Source organism: Variovorax sp. V93 (genome assembly GCF_041154485.1).
Taxonomy (GTDB): Bacteria; Pseudomonadota; Gammaproteobacteria; order Burkholderiales; family Burkholderiaceae_C; genus Variovorax; species Variovorax beijingensis_A.
Genome location: NZ_AP028669.1, coordinates 1,498,287 through 1,513,002 on the forward strand (window position 1 = coordinate 1,498,287; position 14,716 = coordinate 1,513,002).

Consider the following 14,716-nt stretch of genomic DNA (forward strand, 5'->3'; position numbering starts at 1 on the left):
AGAAGAAAAAACACGATGACCGATTCGCTCGCCACGCCGCCGATTCCTGTTGAAGCCGTCGCCGAGCCGCTGCCGCCGCCCCGGCGGCGCTCGCTATTCAAGCGCATCCTGGCCGACTGGTCGGTGCGCGCGGGCGGGGGCGTGCTGCTGTTGCTGGTGCTCGTGTCGCTGGCGGCGCCATGGCTGGGCACCATCGACCCGACCGCCATCGATCCCGGCAGCGGCAACCTCATGCCGGGCACGCGCGGCGAGTTCAACAGCCTGGCGGGCGACACCTTCGAGCACCTGTTCGTCATGGGCACCGACAGCCTTGGGCGCGACATCTGGAGCCGCACGCTCTACGGCGCGCGCGTGTCGCTGACCGTGGGCGTGGCGGTGGCCGCGCTGGCGGTGGTGTTCGGCATGCTCGTCGGGCTCTTGGGCGGCTATTTCCGCCGGCTCGACAGCGCCATCATGCGGCTGATGGACGGCGTGATGGCCATCCCGGGCATCCTGTTCGCGATCAGCCTGGTGGCGCTGTTCGGCGGCAAGCTGCTCACGGTGGTGGTGGCCATTGCGGTGCCCGAGATTCCGCGCGTGGCGCGCCTCGTGCGCTCGGTGGTGCTCACGGTGCGCGAGGAGCCCTATGTGGAAGCCGCCATTGCGCTGGACACGCCGACATGGAAGATCCTTGTGCGCCACATCCTGCCGAATGCGATTGCGCCGCTGATCATCCAGGCGACCTACGTGTGCGCCTCGGCCATCCTGGTCGAGGCCATCCTGTCGTTCCTCGGCGTGGGGCTGCCGGCCGACATGGCGACCTGGGGCAACATCATGGCCGAGGGCCGGGCGCAGTTCAACCAGTTCCCGCACAACGTGCTGTTCCCCGGCATCTTCCTGGCGCTGACGGTGCTCGCGGTGAACATCCTCGGCGACGGGCTGCGCGACACGCTCGACCCCAAGTTCAACAAGCGCGGGGGCTGAACATGACGCAAGCACCTGTTCTTTCCGTGCGCGACCTGGCCATTGCATTGCCGCGCGGCGGCGACCGGCCGCATGCGGTCGACAAGATCTCCTTCGACGTGCCGCCCGGCAAGATCGTCTGCCTGCTCGGCGAGTCGGGCTCGGGCAAGTCGGTCATCGCCAATGCGGTGATGGGGCTGCTGCCTGCGGGCCTCGTGCCGGTGCGCGGCACCATCGAGCTGCAGGGCGAGAACCTGCTGGCCGCAGCGCCTTCCCGCCTGCGCCAGCTGCGCGGGCCCTCGATGGCCATGGTGTTCCAGGAACCCATGACCGCGCTCAACCCCGTGATGACCTGCGGCGCGCAGATCGACGAAATGCTCGCGCAGCATGTGCAGATGGGCGCGGCCGAGCGGCGACAGAAGATCCTGGCCATCATGGAGCGCGTGCGGCTGCCCGAGCCCGAGCGCATCTTCGCTTCCTATCCGCACCAGCTGTCGGGCGGGCAGCGCCAGCGCATCGTGATCGCGATGGCGCTCATCCTGAAGCCCGTGCTGCTGATCTGCGACGAGCCGACCACCGCGCTCGACGTGACCACGCAGGCCGAGATACTGCGGCTCATCCTCGAGCTGCAGACCGAGAACGGTACGGCCGTGCTCTTCATCACGCACGACTTCGGCGTGGTGGCCGAGATTGCCGACGAAGTGGTGGTGCTGGAGCTGGGCGCCATGATCGAGAAGGGTGGCAAGATGGCGGTGCTCACGGCGCCGCGCGAGCCCTACACGAGGATGCTGCTCGACGCGGTGCCCGAGCTTTCGCCGCCCCGGCGCCCGCCGGTGCCCGACACCTATCCGCTGCTCAATGCGGTGAACATCTGCAAGACCTACATCACGGGCAGCTGGCCCGGCAAGCGCCGCACGGTGGATGCGGCGCGCCATGTGTCGCTCGAAGTGCGGCCCGGCGAAACCGTGGGCATCGTTGGCGAGTCGGGTTCGGGCAAGTCGACGGTGGCGCGCTGCATCGCGCGGCTGATCGACCCGAGCTCGGGCGACATCTTTGCCGATGGCCGTTCGGTGGCGCATGTCAGGGGCCGCGCGCTCTCGCCATTCCGGCGCACGGTGCAGGTGGTTTTCCAGGACCCGTACCGCTCGCTGAATCCGCGCCAGACCGTGGGCGCCTCGATCATCGAGGGCCCGGTCAATTTCGGCATGCTGCACGACCAGGCCTGGGCGCGCGCCGAAGAACTGATGCGGCTGGTGCGCCTGTCGCCCGATGCGCTGCGCCGCTATCCCAGCGAGTTCTCGGGCGGGCAGCGCCAGCGTATCTCGATTGCGCGTGCGCTGGCCTGCGACCCCAAGGTGCTGATCGCCGACGAGGCCGTGTCGGCGCTCGACGTCTCGGTGCAGGCGCAGATCCTTCGCCTGCTCGACGAAATCCAGCAGCGGCTGAAGATCGGCATTCTCTTCATCACGCACGACCTGCGCGTGGCCAGCCAGATCTGCGACAGCGTGCTGGTCATGAGCCAGGGCGAGATCGTGGAGCGCGGCTCGGTGCGCGACGTGTTCTTCGCGCCCCGCCACGACTACACGCGCAAACTGCTGGCTGCGGCGCCCGGGCGCGACTTTGCCTTTGCGCGCAGCTGAAACCTCTTCGTTCCCACGATCAAGAAAAAAGGATGCCATGAAAGTCTTCATCGCCGGTTTCCAGCACGAGACCAATACCTTCGCGCCGAGCAAGGCGGACTGGGCCGCGTTCAACGCGGGTTCGAGCTTCCCGCCATACCGGCGCGGCGCCGCGATCGTCGAGGCCTACGCGGGCAGGAACATTCCCGTCGGCGGCTTCATCGACGCCGCGCGCGAGAAGGGCTGGTCGCTGGTGCCCTCGGCCTGGGCCGGCGCCACACCCTCGGCCCACGTCACCGAGGACGCATTCGAGCGCATCTCTGCCGCCATCACCGAAGACCTGGCGGCCGCGCTGGCCGACGGCGGCATCGACGCGGTCTATCTCGACCTGCACGGCGCGGCCGTGACCGAGCACCTCGAAGACCCGGAAGGCGAACTGATCGCGCGCATCCGCCTTCTCGTGGGGCCGGACGTGCCGATCGTCGCGAGCCTGGACCTGCACGGCAACATCACGGGCCGCATGCTGGCCGAGGCCGATGCGCTCGCCACCTACCGCACCTATCCGCACGTCGACATGGCCGACACGGGCCGGCTCGCCGCAAAACTGCTGGAACGCCGCATCGCACGCGGTTCGCGCGAGCCGCTGCATGCGCGGCGGCTCGGCTTTTTGCTGCCGCTCAACGTGCAGTCGACCATGATCGAGCCGGCCGCATCCGTGTACCGGCTGCTCGGGGAACTCGACGTGAAGCACGATGCGGTGCTGAGCTTTGCCACCGGCTTCCCGGCCGCCGACATCGCCGAGTGCGGCCCGGTCGTGTGGGGCTATGGCGACGATGCCGGCGCGGCCGTGGCTGCGCTGTACGAGCGCATCGACCAGCCGCGCTCGCAATGGCGGCTCGACGTGCTGGAGCCGCGCGAGGCGGTGGCGCGAGCCATGGCGCTGGCAGCGGATGCGAGCAAGCCGGTGGTCATCGCCGACACGCAGGACAACCCCGGCGCGGGCGCCGACAGCAACACCACCGGCATGCTGCATGCGCTGCTGGCTGAAGGCGCCGGCAAGCGCTATCCGGGGCAGGTCGCGCTGGGGCTGATGTTCGATCCCGCTGCGGCCGCAGCGGCGCACGAGGCCGGCGTCGGCGCGCAGATCCGCATCGCGCTCGGCACCTCGGTGCCGACGTGGGGCGGCCGTTTCAGCGATGCGCCCGTGCAAGGGCTCTTCACCGTGCGCGCGCTCAGCGACGGGCAGGTGCATGGCAAGGGGCCGATGTCGCGCGGCGGCGTGGTGTCGCTCGGCCCGAGCGCCTGCCTGGAGATCGACGGCGTGCGCATTGCCGTGGCCAGCGGCAAGAGCCAGATGCTCGACCGCGAGTTCTTCCGCTACCTGGGCATCGAGCCCGAGGCCATGAAGCTGCTGGTCAACAAGAGCTCGGTGCACTTCCGCGCCGACTTCGCGCCCATTGCGAGCCACATCCTCGTGGCCAAGGCACCGGGCCCGATGGCCGCCGACCCGGCCGACCTGCCATGGACCCGCTTGCCCGCCACGATGGCGCTGCAGCCCTGAGCAGCCCTTGCATCATTCATCCATCCATCCGGAACACGAGACCACGATGCCGCAAAGCGCCCAGCACTACCTCGAGTACATGAGAAGGCATGCCGCCGAATTCGTCACGGTGCGCCAGCAGATCCACCAGAACCCCGAGCTCGGCTTCGAGGAATTCGGCACCAGCGACCTGGTGGCCGAGCGCCTGGCCGCCTGGGGCTACGAGGTGGAGCGCGGCCTGGGCGTGACCGGCCTGGTCGGGCGGCTCAGACGCGGCAGCGGAACGCGCGCCATCGGCATCCGCGCCGACATGGACGCGCTGCCCATCGAGGAGAAAACAGGGCTCGCCTACCGCAGCGGCCGGCCCGGGATCATGCACGCCTGCGGCCATGACGGCCACACCGCGATGCTGCTGGGTGCGGCCAAGTACCTGGCCCAGCACGGCGAGTTCTCGGGCACGCTGAACCTCATCTTCCAGCCGGCCGAAGAGGGCATGGGCGGTGCCGTGAAGATGATGGAAGACGGCCTGTTCGAAAAATTCCCCTGCGATGCGGTCTACGCCATGCACAACTCGCCGGGCCGCCGCCAGGGCGACCTGATGTTCCGCGAAGGCGCGGCCATGGCCTCGTCGGACTACGCCACCGTGACGCTCACCGGCGTGGGCGGCCACGGTGCCATGCCGCACCGCACGGCCGATCCGATCGTCGCCGCGTCCAGCATCGTGATGGCGCTGCAGACCATCGTCTCGCGCAACGCCGATCCGCAGGAGATGTCGATCGTGACGGTGGGCGCGATCCACTCGGGCAAGGCCAACAACGTGATCCCCGAGACCGCGGCGCTGGAGATCAGCGTGCGCTCGCTCGACCGCGAGGTGCGCGAGCTGCTCGAAAAGCGCCTGAAGGCCATCGTCACGGCGCAGGCCGAGAGCTTTGGCGTGAAGGCGCACATCGACTACCGCAAGGGCTACGCCGTGCTGGTGAACACGCCCGAGGAGACCGAGTTTGCGCGGCGCATCGGCTATGAACTGGTGGGCGCCGCGCACGTCGAGCCGCAAGGCCCGGCCGTGACCGGCAGCGAAGACTTCGCGTTCATGCTCGAGAAGAAGCCCGGCTGCTACCTGTTCATCGGCAACGGCGCGCCCGGCGAGCACGGCGGCTGCATGGTGCACAACCCGGGCTACGACTTCAACGACAGCAACCTGCCGATCGGCGCGGCCTACTGGGCGCTGCTGGCCGAGAGCTACCTGCAGTAGCAGGCGCGAAGCTGGGCTTGTTTTTCAGCGCCGCGGGACCGTCACCGCGCCCACGTGCATCGTGCGCCCCGCGCCAAGGCCCGCCACCACCAGCGCAATGCCCAGCCCGATGAAGAGCCATGACGACGCGCGGAAGCTGCCGGTCCAGCCGTGCAGCAGGCCGGCAATCAGCGGCCCGCAGGCGGCCACCACATAGCCCACGCCCTGCGCCATGCCCGAGAGGTGCGCCGCCACGTGCGAATCGGGCGAACGCAGCACCATGAAGGTGAGCGCGAGCGCGAAGGTGCCGCCCTGCGCAATCCCCAGCAGCACGGCCCACAGCCACACGCCGCCGAGCGGCGCGAACAGCATCGCCAGCATGGCGGCCACCGTGAAGACGGCCAGCACCACCGCCAGCCCGCGCTGGTTGCGAAGCTTCACGGCCACCGCGGGAACGACGAGGCAGGTCACCACCTGCGTCATGACCGACAGCGACACGACATAGCCGGCCGTCTCGCTGCCGAGCCCGCGTTCGCGCAGGATGGGCGCGAGCCAGCCCATCACGGTGTAGGCCAGTGCCGATTGCAGGCCCATGAAGAAAGTGACCTGCCAGGCCAGCCGGTCGCGCCACAGCCCGCGCACGGTGAAGCCCGATTCACTGGCCACCGGCTTCAGCGGCAGGGCCTGCGGCGCCCAGATCAGCGTGACCAGCAGGGCCGGCACTGCCCACATCGCGAGCGCATAGGTCCAGCCGCCGCCCAGCGCATGCTCGAGCGGCACCGTGAGGCCCGCCGCGCTGGCCGCGCCGCCGCACACCGCCATGGTGTAGAAGCCCATCATCAGCGCCGCCTGCCTGGCGAAGTCGCGCTTCACGAGGCCCGAGAGCAGCACGTTCGACACCGCGATGCCGCTGCCCGCGATGGCCGAGGCCATGAACAGCAGCGGGATGCTGCCGGTGCCGCGCAGCAGCGTGCCCACCAGGATGAGCACCATGCAGGCGAGCAGCGTGCGCTCGGTGCCGAAGCGCCGGCCCAGGCCCGGCGCCAGCGGCGCGAACACGCCGAGGCAGACGATGGGCAGCGTGGTCAGCAGGCTCGCGGCGGTGGCCGAGAGTCCGGTGGCCGCGATGATCTCCGGCAGCACGACCGACAGGCTGGCGAACACCGGCCGCAGGTTGAAGGCAATCAGCACCACGCTCGCGCCCAGCAGGATGCGGCGGCCCAGGCCGGCCGCGGGCGTGGGGCGCGGCGCGGGCGTGCTGTCGGCCTCGGCGTCGATCAGCAGTTCGTCGGCGGCACGGGCCGCCCGGAACGCCACCGCGCTCATAAGGCAACCTCCGTGCTTCGCACTGCGGTGCGAGCCCCCTTCGGAGCGGCCGGGCGTGGGCTCATCGGACAAGCTCTGCGTCTTGTACCAGCGCGTCGATCATGGGCGACATGAAGGCGCGCACCGCCTCGGCGGCGCGGTCGGGGTCGCGGCTTGCAATGGCCTCCATGATGGCGGTGTGCGCGGCCGTGTCGGGTTCCGGCAGGCTGGTGCCCATCGTGCTCGCGATGGTTTCCTTGATGTAGCCGGCGATGAAGCGGCAGGTCTCGGCCAGCGCCAGGTTGCCCGAGATGTCGACGATGGCAAGGTGAAAGGCCAGGTCGCGTTCGATGAAGCTCGCGCCGCCGTCCTTCGCGTCGGGTACGCCGCGCTTTTCGAGCAGGGATTGGAGGCTGCGCAAATCCTTGGCGGTGTGGCGGACGGCGGCCAGCCGTGCGGCCTCCACCTCGAGTGCGCGGCGCACTTCGAACTGGTCCCGGAGGCTCGCGCGCCGCATCTTCTGCAGGCTGACCGAGGGATCGAAGCCCGAGCGCACATAGGTGCCCGAGCCCTGCCGCACTTCGAGCAGGCCGCGCGACACCAGCGTCTTCACGGCTTCGCGCACCGTGCCGCGGCTCACGCCGAGCAATTGCGCGAGCTGCGGCTCGATCGGAATGCGCGATCCGACGGTCCAGCGGCCGGCCGCGATCTCGGCGCGGATGCTGTTGGCGGCACTGTCGGCCAGGGAGGTTCGGGGGGCTTGGAGAAGCATATGAATAAGAAAGACCTAATTCATTCAATCATTGGATGAATTCTCGCGCGACTGCAATGCCGCAGTCGAAAGAAGGGGGATTGCGGCTAGGGGCCGGTGGCGGCCGCCGCGCTCATCGGCGCGCGCTTTTCGCGACCACGCCCGCGCCGCGCACTTCGAGCTTGCGCTGGTCGACGACCTTGCCGGTGGCGTCGACGAGTTCGATCACGTGGCGCCCGGGCCATGGCAGCCACTGCGCGCTGGTGCCGCGCGCAAAGTGCTTGCCGTCGATGCGCCATTGCACGCCGCGGCCTTCGGCCTCGAAGCGCACGCGCTGGTGCAGCGGCGGGATGTCGGGGTCCAGCGCGATGATGGTGCCGTCGGCCGGCGCGGTGATGCGCGCGGCCGCCGCGCCTGCCGGGGTGCCTGCGCCGGCGTTGTCGAGCGCGAAGAGCGGCTGCTCCGTGCCCTGCAGAAACCATTCGCTGCGCGCCGCCTCGAGCGGATTGCCGTCGGCGCCCGGACCGAACGCCACCGGCGCCTCGACCAGGCCGGCCGGCGGCCTGGGCGCGCGGCTCGGCTCGCGCGCGTGCAGGAAGCGCATCACCTCGGCCCACACCGGCGCCGCGCCGCTGGTGCCGCTCACGTCCCACATCGATGCGCCGCTCGCGTTGCCGACCCATACGCCGACGGTGTAGCGCTGCGACCAGCCCACGGCCCAGTTGTCGCGCATGTCCTTGCTGGTGCCGGTCTTCCCCGCGGTCCAGAAGCGCGTGGAAAGAATGCTGTCGAGACCGAAGGTGCGCGTGCGTGCGTTCGCGTCGGACAGGATGTCGCCCACGATGAAGGCCGCGCGCGGATCGACGATGGGCGCGGCGTCGTCGCCGGCCCCGGCTTTCGCTGCCAGAGCCCGCGCAGTCAGCGTGGGCTGCCCGTAGCGCCCGCCGTTGGCCAGCATGCGATAGGCATTGGTGAGCGACAGCAGCGACACCTCGGCACTGCCGAGCGCGAGGCTGTAGCCGTAGTAGTCGCCGCTTTCGCGCAGCGGCAGTCCGGCCGCACGCAGCTGGCGCGCGAAGGATTCGGGCGACACCATCACCAGCGTGCGCACGGCAGGGACGTTGAGCGAGGCGGCGAGCGCGGTGCGCGCCGACACCGGCCCCTTGAACTGGCGGTCGTAGTTCTGCGGAATGTAGAGCCCGCTCGCGGTGCTGATCTGCGCCGACGAATCGTCGATCAGCGAGGCCGCGGTGAGCCGCCGCTCGGCGATCGCCTGCGCATAGAGCAGCGGCTTGAGCGTGGAGCCGGGCTGGCGCAGCGCGGTGACCGCATCGACCTCGGCCGCCTGGCTCAGCGGGCCTGACGAGCCGACCCAGGCAAGCACTTCGCCGCTCGCGTTGTCGAGCACCACGAGCGCGCCGTCTTCCACGTGGCGGCCGCGCAACTCTTTCAGGTGGCGCTGCAGCGTGGCCAGCGCAAAGCGCTGCAGCGGTGCGCGCAGCGTGGTCCGCACGGCGGCCTCCCTGCCGGCTGCCGTCTGGCGGGAAGTCGGTGCGGCCGTTTCGCCGGCCTCGCGCAACTCCTTCAGCGCACGCCGCGCCGCATGCGGCGCAATGCCTTCGGTCGCATCGAAGGCACGCCGCTGCACCGCCGCGCTCGTGAACATGTCCAGCGCGTCGCAATCGATCTTCTGCCCCGGCTCCATCGCGCGCATCACCTCGCAGGCGCGCTGCGCCACCAGCGCCGGCTTGGCATTGGGCGCGCGCACCAGCGCCGCGGCCACGCTGGCCTCGCGCGCGTCCAGGCCGCTGGGCGCCTTGCCGAACAGCGTGCGCGAGAGCGCGTCGATGCCCACGATCTCGCCGCGGAACGGCACGGTGTTGAGGTAGGCCTCCAGGATCTGGTCCTTGCGCCAGCTGCGCTCCAACTGCGCGGCCGCCATGGTCTGGCCGATCTTCTGCGTGAAGCTGCGCCCGCTGTTGGCGCGGCGCAGGTCGTCGTCGAGCAGGCCCGACAGCTGCATCGTGATGGTCGATGCGCCGCGCGTGCGGGTGTTCCACAGGTTGCCCCAGGCGGCGGACGACACGGCGCGCCAGTCGATGCCGCTGTGCTCGTAGAAGCGCCGGTCTTCGCTCAGCACCATGGCCATGCGCAGCGCGGGCGAAACATCGGCCAGCGCCACCCACTGGCCGCGCCGCACGCTGGCATCGGTGCGCATGCGCTGAAGCAGCTCGCCGTTGCGGTCGAGCACGGCGGTGTCGGACGGGCGGAACTCGCGCTTCACCTCTTCGAAGCTCACGGCGCCGGCAACAACCGGCAGCGCGCAGGCGATGACCGCCAGCGCTGCGGCAAGGCAGCTGCGGCTGGCGGGGAAGGGCAGGCGGGGCATGGCGGTGGAAAACGGGAGTCGGCGGCGCGGCGGCGCCATTCTCGGCGAAGCGGCCACGGGAAGTGCACCTACTTGCGAACGGGTGCGCCGCCGCCTGCCACGGCAGGAACTTAGCGCCAAAGTTTGCAGCACGTTCCACATCCGGTAACGAACTTCACGCCCCGGCCTCATGGCGGATACGCAGCCGAGACGGAGCTGGCCTTCAATGCAGATGCCGGCTTGCGGAGGCAAGCCGTCTTTCTAGAACTCCAAGGAGAAACCGAATGATGATCAAGACATTGGCCGTTCTGCTTGCCGCATCGGCCGCGCTGGCCGGCTGCGTCGTTGCACCCTATGACCGTCCGGCACCGCGTCCGCACTATGGGTACGGAGACCGCGACCGCGACGGCGTGCCCAACCGCTACGACCGCGATCGCGACGGCGACGGCATACCGAACCGCTACGACCGCAACCCGAACAATCCTTACCGCTGACCTTGGCCGTCGCGCGCCTCAAGCGGGGCGGCGCGCGAGCAGCGCCCACACGCCCGCTGCGCTCAGCAGCGAGCCGCCCGCCAGATTGAAGCGCCGCTGCGCGCGCGGCGAGGAAAGCAGCTTGCGGGCCGATCCCGCGAACACGGCGTAGAGCGTGGCATTGAGCGCCGCCATCGCCACGAAGGTGACCGCCAGCACCCAGAGCTGGCGGGTCACGCCGGCCGCGGGGCTCAGGAACTGCGGCAGGAACGCCACGAAGAACACGATGCCCTTGGGGTTGAGCGCCGTCACCAGGTAGGTGTTGGCGAACAGCCGCCAGCGCGAATCAGGGGCGGCAGGCGCCGCGATCTCGGCGCCGCCGATGCCCGCGCGCAGCAGCTTGATGCCGAGGTAGAGCAGATACAGCCCGCCCGCCCACTTCACCACCGTGAACCAGAACGCCGATGCGGCCAGCAGCGCGCCGAGGCCGAGCAGCGAAACCACCAGCGCGGTGGAATCGCCGAGCGCCACCGCCGCCACCAGCGGCACATTCGCGCGCCGGCCGTGCGACATGGAATAGCTGATCACCGTGAGGATGGTCGGCCCCGGAATGACCAGCAGCACGGACGATGCGGCGACGAAGGCAAGCCAGAGTTCGATCGGCATGGGTTCTCCAGAAAATAACGGTTGGCTGTCAGGTGCCGAAGCGCGCGGCCGACCTGGCCTTTGCGCGCTCGGCCTCGATGGCGCGGTCGCGCGGCTCGGCCGTGGTGACCAGCGAGCCGATCAGCCGTGCGGCACTCGCGGACATCTCGTCGACCGCGCGTTCGAAGGCTTCCTGGTTGGCCTTGGACGGCACGCTGAAGCCGCTGAGCTTGCGCACGAACTGCAGCGCGGCGGCGCGGATCTCCTGCTCGGTGGCGGGAGGCTCGAAGTTGTAGAGGGTCTTGATGCTTCTGCACATGGGCGCGCTCCGGGGGGCAACGGACGCTCCAGTCTAGCGAAGCAGCGCCATCGCGTGGGCGTCGTGGTAGATGCCGTCGATCAGGCTCGCATGGCGCAGCAGGCCTTCGTGCTCGAAGCCGAATCGCTCGTACAGCGCCTTCGCCTTCGGGTTGTCCGCGCGAACGGAGAGTTCGAGGCGGGTCAGTCCGCGCGCCCATGATTTGTCGATGGCCGCCTGCAGCAGCTGCGCGCCGAGTCCGCGCCCGCGTGCCTCTGGCAGCAGCGCGATGCCGAGCACGCCGATGTGGGCCCTCGAGTGGCCGAAGACCGGCGATACGTCGCACCAGCCCACGACCTTGCCGCTGCCATCGACCGCCACGAAATGGGGAAAGCCCGCTGCCAGCACGTTGCGGTAGAAGGCCAGCGATTGTTCCCATGGCGGCGCCTGCGTCAGCGCCAGGTACTTCTGTTCGCGCGCCACCGCGTCGAGCGCCTTGTGCAGGCTTTCGAAGTGGCGCTCTTCGGTGGAAACGACGCAATGGTTCATTCGACCAGGCCGCGTTCGACCGCCTGCGCCTGGTTCTCGAAGATCGCCATCGCGGTCTTCATGCGCCTGAAGCCGAGCTTCCCGTAGAAGGGCTCCTTGCCGGCCACCGCATAGAGAATGATCTTGCGGTGCCCGCGCGAGAGTTCCACCAGCCGCGAGACGATCTGCCTGCCAAGTCCGATGCCCTGATGGCTCGGGTGCACCGCCACGTCGCAGATGTAGGAGCAGTCGAGCCCGTCGGCCATGGCGCGGCCCGCGCCGACGAGGCGGCCCGCGTCGAACACCAGGCACTTGAACATGCTGTTGCCGAACACGAGCTTCAGGCCGTCGGGCTGCTTGTTGCCCAGCGGTGCGGCCTGGTAGAGCCGAGAGAGTTCGTCCCAGTCGAGGCCTTCGAGCGAATCGCGCCATTCGAGTGTCATGAGCCTGCCTTGCCGTTGCCGTGGATGCGCCCGCTACCCCGCGGCGTTCAACCGGAGGATGGCATCCGCCACCGCGTCGATGCCCGCGTCCGTCAGGTCGGGCGCCGCCACCTGCTGGCGCAGCAGCCACTTCTCGAAATGGCGCGCCTGCGAGCGTTCGTAGTGCGGATCGTAGTGAAGCGCCATCAGTTCGGCAAAGAGCTGCGGCAGCTCGCCCGCGAGCGCCCATTCCTGCCAGCGCTGCACCACCGCCTTGCCCTGCATTTCCTTGAGCCTGTCGAGCTGGGCCGCCAGCGCGGCGCGGTCGTCGCCCAGGTAGGCGTAGTCGCGCAGCAGGTAGTCGAGCCGTGCGGCCGCGTCGGCCTGGACCTCGATGCAGTCGGCGGCGCGCATGTGCGCGACCAGCGGGATCGGCACCGAAAGCCGGCCGATGCGCGCGCTCTCGCCTTCGACGTAGAGCGTGCGCGAGACGTCGAGCGCGTCGAAGCAGGTGGCGATGCGGGTCTCGAACTGTTTTTGCGAGGGCTGCGGCACGCCGGGCAGGGCGCCCAGCAGCGAGCCCTTGTGGCTCGCGCAATGCTCCAGGTCGAGCACCTGTTCGCCGCGCGCGGCCAGCGCCTGCAGGACGCGCGTCTTGGCGCTGCCGGTGGCGCCGCAGATCACCTTGAGCCGGAGCTTGGGCACCGTGGCCTCGATCTGCGCCAGCACGTGCTGGCGATAGCTCTTGTAGCCGCCGGCGAGCTGCTGCGCGTCCCAGCCGACCAGGCGCAGCCAGGTCACCATCGAGCCGCTGCGCAAGCCCCCGCGCCAGCAATACACGAGCGGGCGCCAGTTGGCGGGCTGTTCGGCAAAGCGTTCGCGCAGGTGCCGCGCGAGGTTGGCGGCCACCATGGCACCGCCCACGCGCCGCGCCTCGAAGGCGCCGGTCTGCTTGTAGATGGTGCCGACGATGCGGCGCTCCTCGTCGTCGAGCACCGGGCAGTTGATGGCGCCGGGAATGTGGTCGAGCGCGAACTCGGAGGGCGAGCGCGCGTCGATGAGGGTGTCGAAGCGGTGCAGGTCGGCCACGCGCGTGGGCTGGTGGCGCGGGTTGTCGTGCTCACGCATGGGTTTGCCCCTGGTGGCGCCGCAGCCGGCCGCTTGCCGGGCCGGCACCGGCGGCCAGGGCGAACATTGCAATCGATACGGTCATGGCCTGGGTGCGGTTGGAGGAAGGAGCGGACAACCTTCGATTGTAGAAACCCGGCCAGAATGCAGGGCAGGGGAGACACTGTCGTCTTCGGCTGCCAACGGCGGAGGTCGCATGATGCGCACATCGGTTCTGTTCATTCCGGTCTTTTTGGGCGCGGCGGCCGCAGCCATGGGCGCGCAGGCGGCCGAGGTGGTGCGCTGCACCGATGCGAGCGGAGGCATCGTCTACACCGACGGCCCTTGCCCCGCCGGCAGCCGGCTCTCGCGCCAGGTGCCCCTCACCGAACCGCTGACGGTGACCCCGCCCGCTTCTCCCGAAGAAGCGCGCCGGCCGGCGTACACGCCACCGCCGCCGCCGCCCGCAGCCAGCAATGCGCCGCAGGGCCCGGCCATCATTCCGCGCAACGTCGACGAGCCGCAGCGCCCCGCGCCAGAATCGCCGCCGGTCTATAGCTGGGGGCCGGACCCGTACTACGATGCCGGCCGTCCGATTGTCCGCCCGCCACGGCCTCCACGCCCGCAGGATCCGGGACCGCCTCCGGGCCAGCGGCCGTGCCAGAACCTCGCGGGCATCAAGCGCAACAACTGCTGAATCGACGGAGCCGATGCAACTTCCCCACTGGACCGTGTACTGCGACGGCAGCGCGATGCCGAACCCCGGCCGCATGGGCGCCGGCGCGGTCATCACCGAGCCCGACGGCACCCGCCACACCCTGTCGCTGGCCAGCCATGCGACGGGCTGCAACAACGAAGCCGAACTCAGGGCGCTGACCCTCGCGCTCGAGGACCTCAAGGCCAGGGGCGCGACCGCGGTGCGGGCCTATACCGACAACAGCATCCTCGTCGAGCAGCTCGGCACGCCCGGCGCCCGGCCGATCGCGCGCATGGCCGGCTTGTTCGACGACGCCCGCGCACTGCTCGGCTCGTTCGAGGAGGCGAGCCTGCGCTGGGTGCCGCGGCATCGCAATCACGAGGCCGACGCGCTCGCGCGCGCCTCGCTGGGCTTTGCGCCCAAGCCGGCGGCCCGGACGGCGAGGAAGAAGAAGCGGCGCTAGCTGCGGCCAGGGGGCCCGGGACAGAGGCCATATCATCCGCGTCATGACCGAAGCCAATTCTCTCCCCCCTCTTCCCGACCACCTGTCCACCGACCCGCGCAGCCCCCATCACGTGGCGGCTGTCTTCGAGCACGACATCGGCATCCGCTTCAACGACAAGGAACGCCTCGACGTGGAGGAATACTGCATCAGCGAAGGCTGGATCAAGGTGCCCGCGGGCAAGACCGTGGACCGCAAGGGCAAGCCGCTGCTGCTCAAGCTGAAGGGCCGGGTCGAGGCGTTCTACCGGTAACAGAACCCACCGCGCGAGCGGCCGGGCATTCGACA

Annotated in this window: 16 protein-coding genes; 8 read left to right on the forward strand and 8 right to left on the reverse strand. The window is 69.7% G+C overall.

Annotated features, from left to right (window positions below):
- Nucleotides 1–15 precede the first annotated feature (15 nt).
- The 4 genes from ACAM54_RS07035 to ACAM54_RS07050 are packed head-to-tail and all read left to right on the forward strand — an operon-like array spanning nt 16 to nt 5,353.
- Entirely contained in the window at nt 16–963 is a 948-nt protein-coding gene (locus tag ACAM54_RS07035; RefSeq protein ID WP_309933005.1) for an ABC transporter permease, read from the forward strand.
- 2 nt (nt 964–965) lie between these two features.
- Nucleotides 966–2,582: a dipeptide ABC transporter ATP-binding protein gene (locus ACAM54_RS07040; protein WP_369650273.1), complete on the forward strand. Its 1,617-nt coding sequence runs from the start codon at nt 966–968 to the stop codon at nt 2,580–2,582.
- Between the two features lie 37 nt (nt 2,583–2,619).
- Nucleotides 2,620–4,122 carry a M81 family metallopeptidase gene (locus ACAM54_RS07045; protein WP_369650274.1) on the forward strand — a complete coding sequence of 501 codons (1,503 nt, stop codon included), beginning with the start codon at nt 2,620–2,622 and terminating at the stop codon, nt 4,120–4,122.
- Between the two features lie 46 nt (nt 4,123–4,168).
- A complete protein-coding gene (locus ACAM54_RS07050; protein ID WP_369650275.1) occupies nt 4,169–5,353 on the forward strand; it encodes a M20 aminoacylase family protein in 1,185 nt (394 codons plus the stop codon).
- Between the two features lie 24 nt (nt 5,354–5,377).
- On the opposite strand, the gene ACAM54_RS07055 is transcribed toward ACAM54_RS07050, so the two are convergent.
- From ACAM54_RS07055 to pbpC, 3 genes are all read right to left on the reverse strand, one after another.
- Nucleotides 5,378–6,658, reverse strand: coding sequence for a CynX/NimT family MFS transporter (locus tag ACAM54_RS07055; RefSeq protein ID WP_369650276.1), 1,281 nt, complete (start codon nt 6,656–6,658; stop codon nt 5,378–5,380).
- 61 nt (nt 6,659–6,719) lie between these two features.
- Nucleotides 6,720–7,409, reverse strand: a complete 690-nt coding sequence (locus tag ACAM54_RS07060; RefSeq protein WP_369650277.1) for a FadR/GntR family transcriptional regulator — start codon at nt 7,407–7,409, stop codon at nt 6,720–6,722.
- Nucleotides 7,410–7,521: 112 nt separating this feature from the next.
- Nucleotides 7,522–9,777 (reverse strand): penicillin-binding protein 1C, encoded by a 2,256-nt coding sequence (pbpC, locus tag ACAM54_RS07065; protein ID WP_369650278.1) that lies wholly within the window; start codon nt 9,775–9,777, stop codon nt 7,522–7,524.
- 266 nt (nt 9,778–10,043) lie between these two features.
- Here pbpC and ACAM54_RS07070 point away from each other — a divergent pair, with 266 nt between their 5' ends.
- Entirely contained in the window at nt 10,044–10,250 is a 207-nt protein-coding gene (locus tag ACAM54_RS07070; protein WP_186454143.1) for a hypothetical protein, read from the forward strand.
- A gap of 18 nt (nt 10,251–10,268) precedes the next feature.
- Here the strand turns inward: ACAM54_RS07070 and ACAM54_RS07075 are convergent, their stop codons facing one another.
- The 5 genes from ACAM54_RS07075 to mnmH are packed head-to-tail and all read right to left on the reverse strand — an operon-like array spanning nt 10,269 to nt 13,250.
- Nucleotides 10,269–10,895 (reverse strand): LysE family translocator, encoded by a 627-nt coding sequence (locus ACAM54_RS07075; protein WP_209499796.1) that lies wholly within the window; start codon nt 10,893–10,895, stop codon nt 10,269–10,271.
- Nucleotides 10,896–10,923: 28 nt separating this feature from the next.
- Entirely contained in the window at nt 10,924–11,193 is a 270-nt protein-coding gene (locus ACAM54_RS07080) for a DUF2277 domain-containing protein (RefSeq protein WP_018903218.1), read from the reverse strand.
- 33 nt (nt 11,194–11,226) lie between these two features.
- A complete protein-coding gene (locus ACAM54_RS07085; RefSeq protein ID WP_145741367.1) occupies nt 11,227–11,721 on the reverse strand; it encodes a GNAT family N-acetyltransferase in 495 nt (164 codons plus the stop codon).
- Entirely contained in the window at nt 11,718–12,143 is a 426-nt protein-coding gene (locus ACAM54_RS07090; RefSeq protein WP_209499792.1) for a GNAT family N-acetyltransferase, read from the reverse strand. The genes ACAM54_RS07085 and ACAM54_RS07090 overlap by 4 nt, the downstream gene beginning before the upstream one ends.
- 33 nt (nt 12,144–12,176) lie before the next feature.
- Entirely contained in the window at nt 12,177–13,250 is a 1,074-nt protein-coding gene (mnmH, locus tag ACAM54_RS07095; protein WP_369650279.1) for a tRNA 2-selenouridine(34) synthase MnmH, read from the reverse strand.
- A gap of 199 nt (nt 13,251–13,449) precedes the next feature.
- On the opposite strand from mnmH, the gene ACAM54_RS07100 reads away from it, so the two are divergent.
- Genes ACAM54_RS07100 through ACAM54_RS07110 form a run of 3 tightly spaced genes read left to right on the forward strand, consistent with a single transcriptional unit; the run spans nt 13,450 to nt 14,681 of the window.
- Nucleotides 13,450–13,926, forward strand: coding sequence for a hypothetical protein (locus ACAM54_RS07100; protein WP_369650280.1), 477 nt, complete (start codon nt 13,450–13,452; stop codon nt 13,924–13,926).
- 13 nt (nt 13,927–13,939) lie between these two features.
- Entirely contained in the window at nt 13,940–14,389 is a 450-nt protein-coding gene (locus ACAM54_RS07105; RefSeq protein ID WP_369650281.1) for a ribonuclease HI family protein, read from the forward strand.
- A 43-nt stretch (nt 14,390–14,432) separates the two neighbouring features.
- Nucleotides 14,433–14,681, forward strand: a complete 249-nt coding sequence (locus tag ACAM54_RS07110; RefSeq protein ID WP_062362845.1) for a DUF3297 family protein — start codon at nt 14,433–14,435, stop codon at nt 14,679–14,681.
- Nucleotides 14,682–14,716 lie beyond the last annotated feature (35 nt).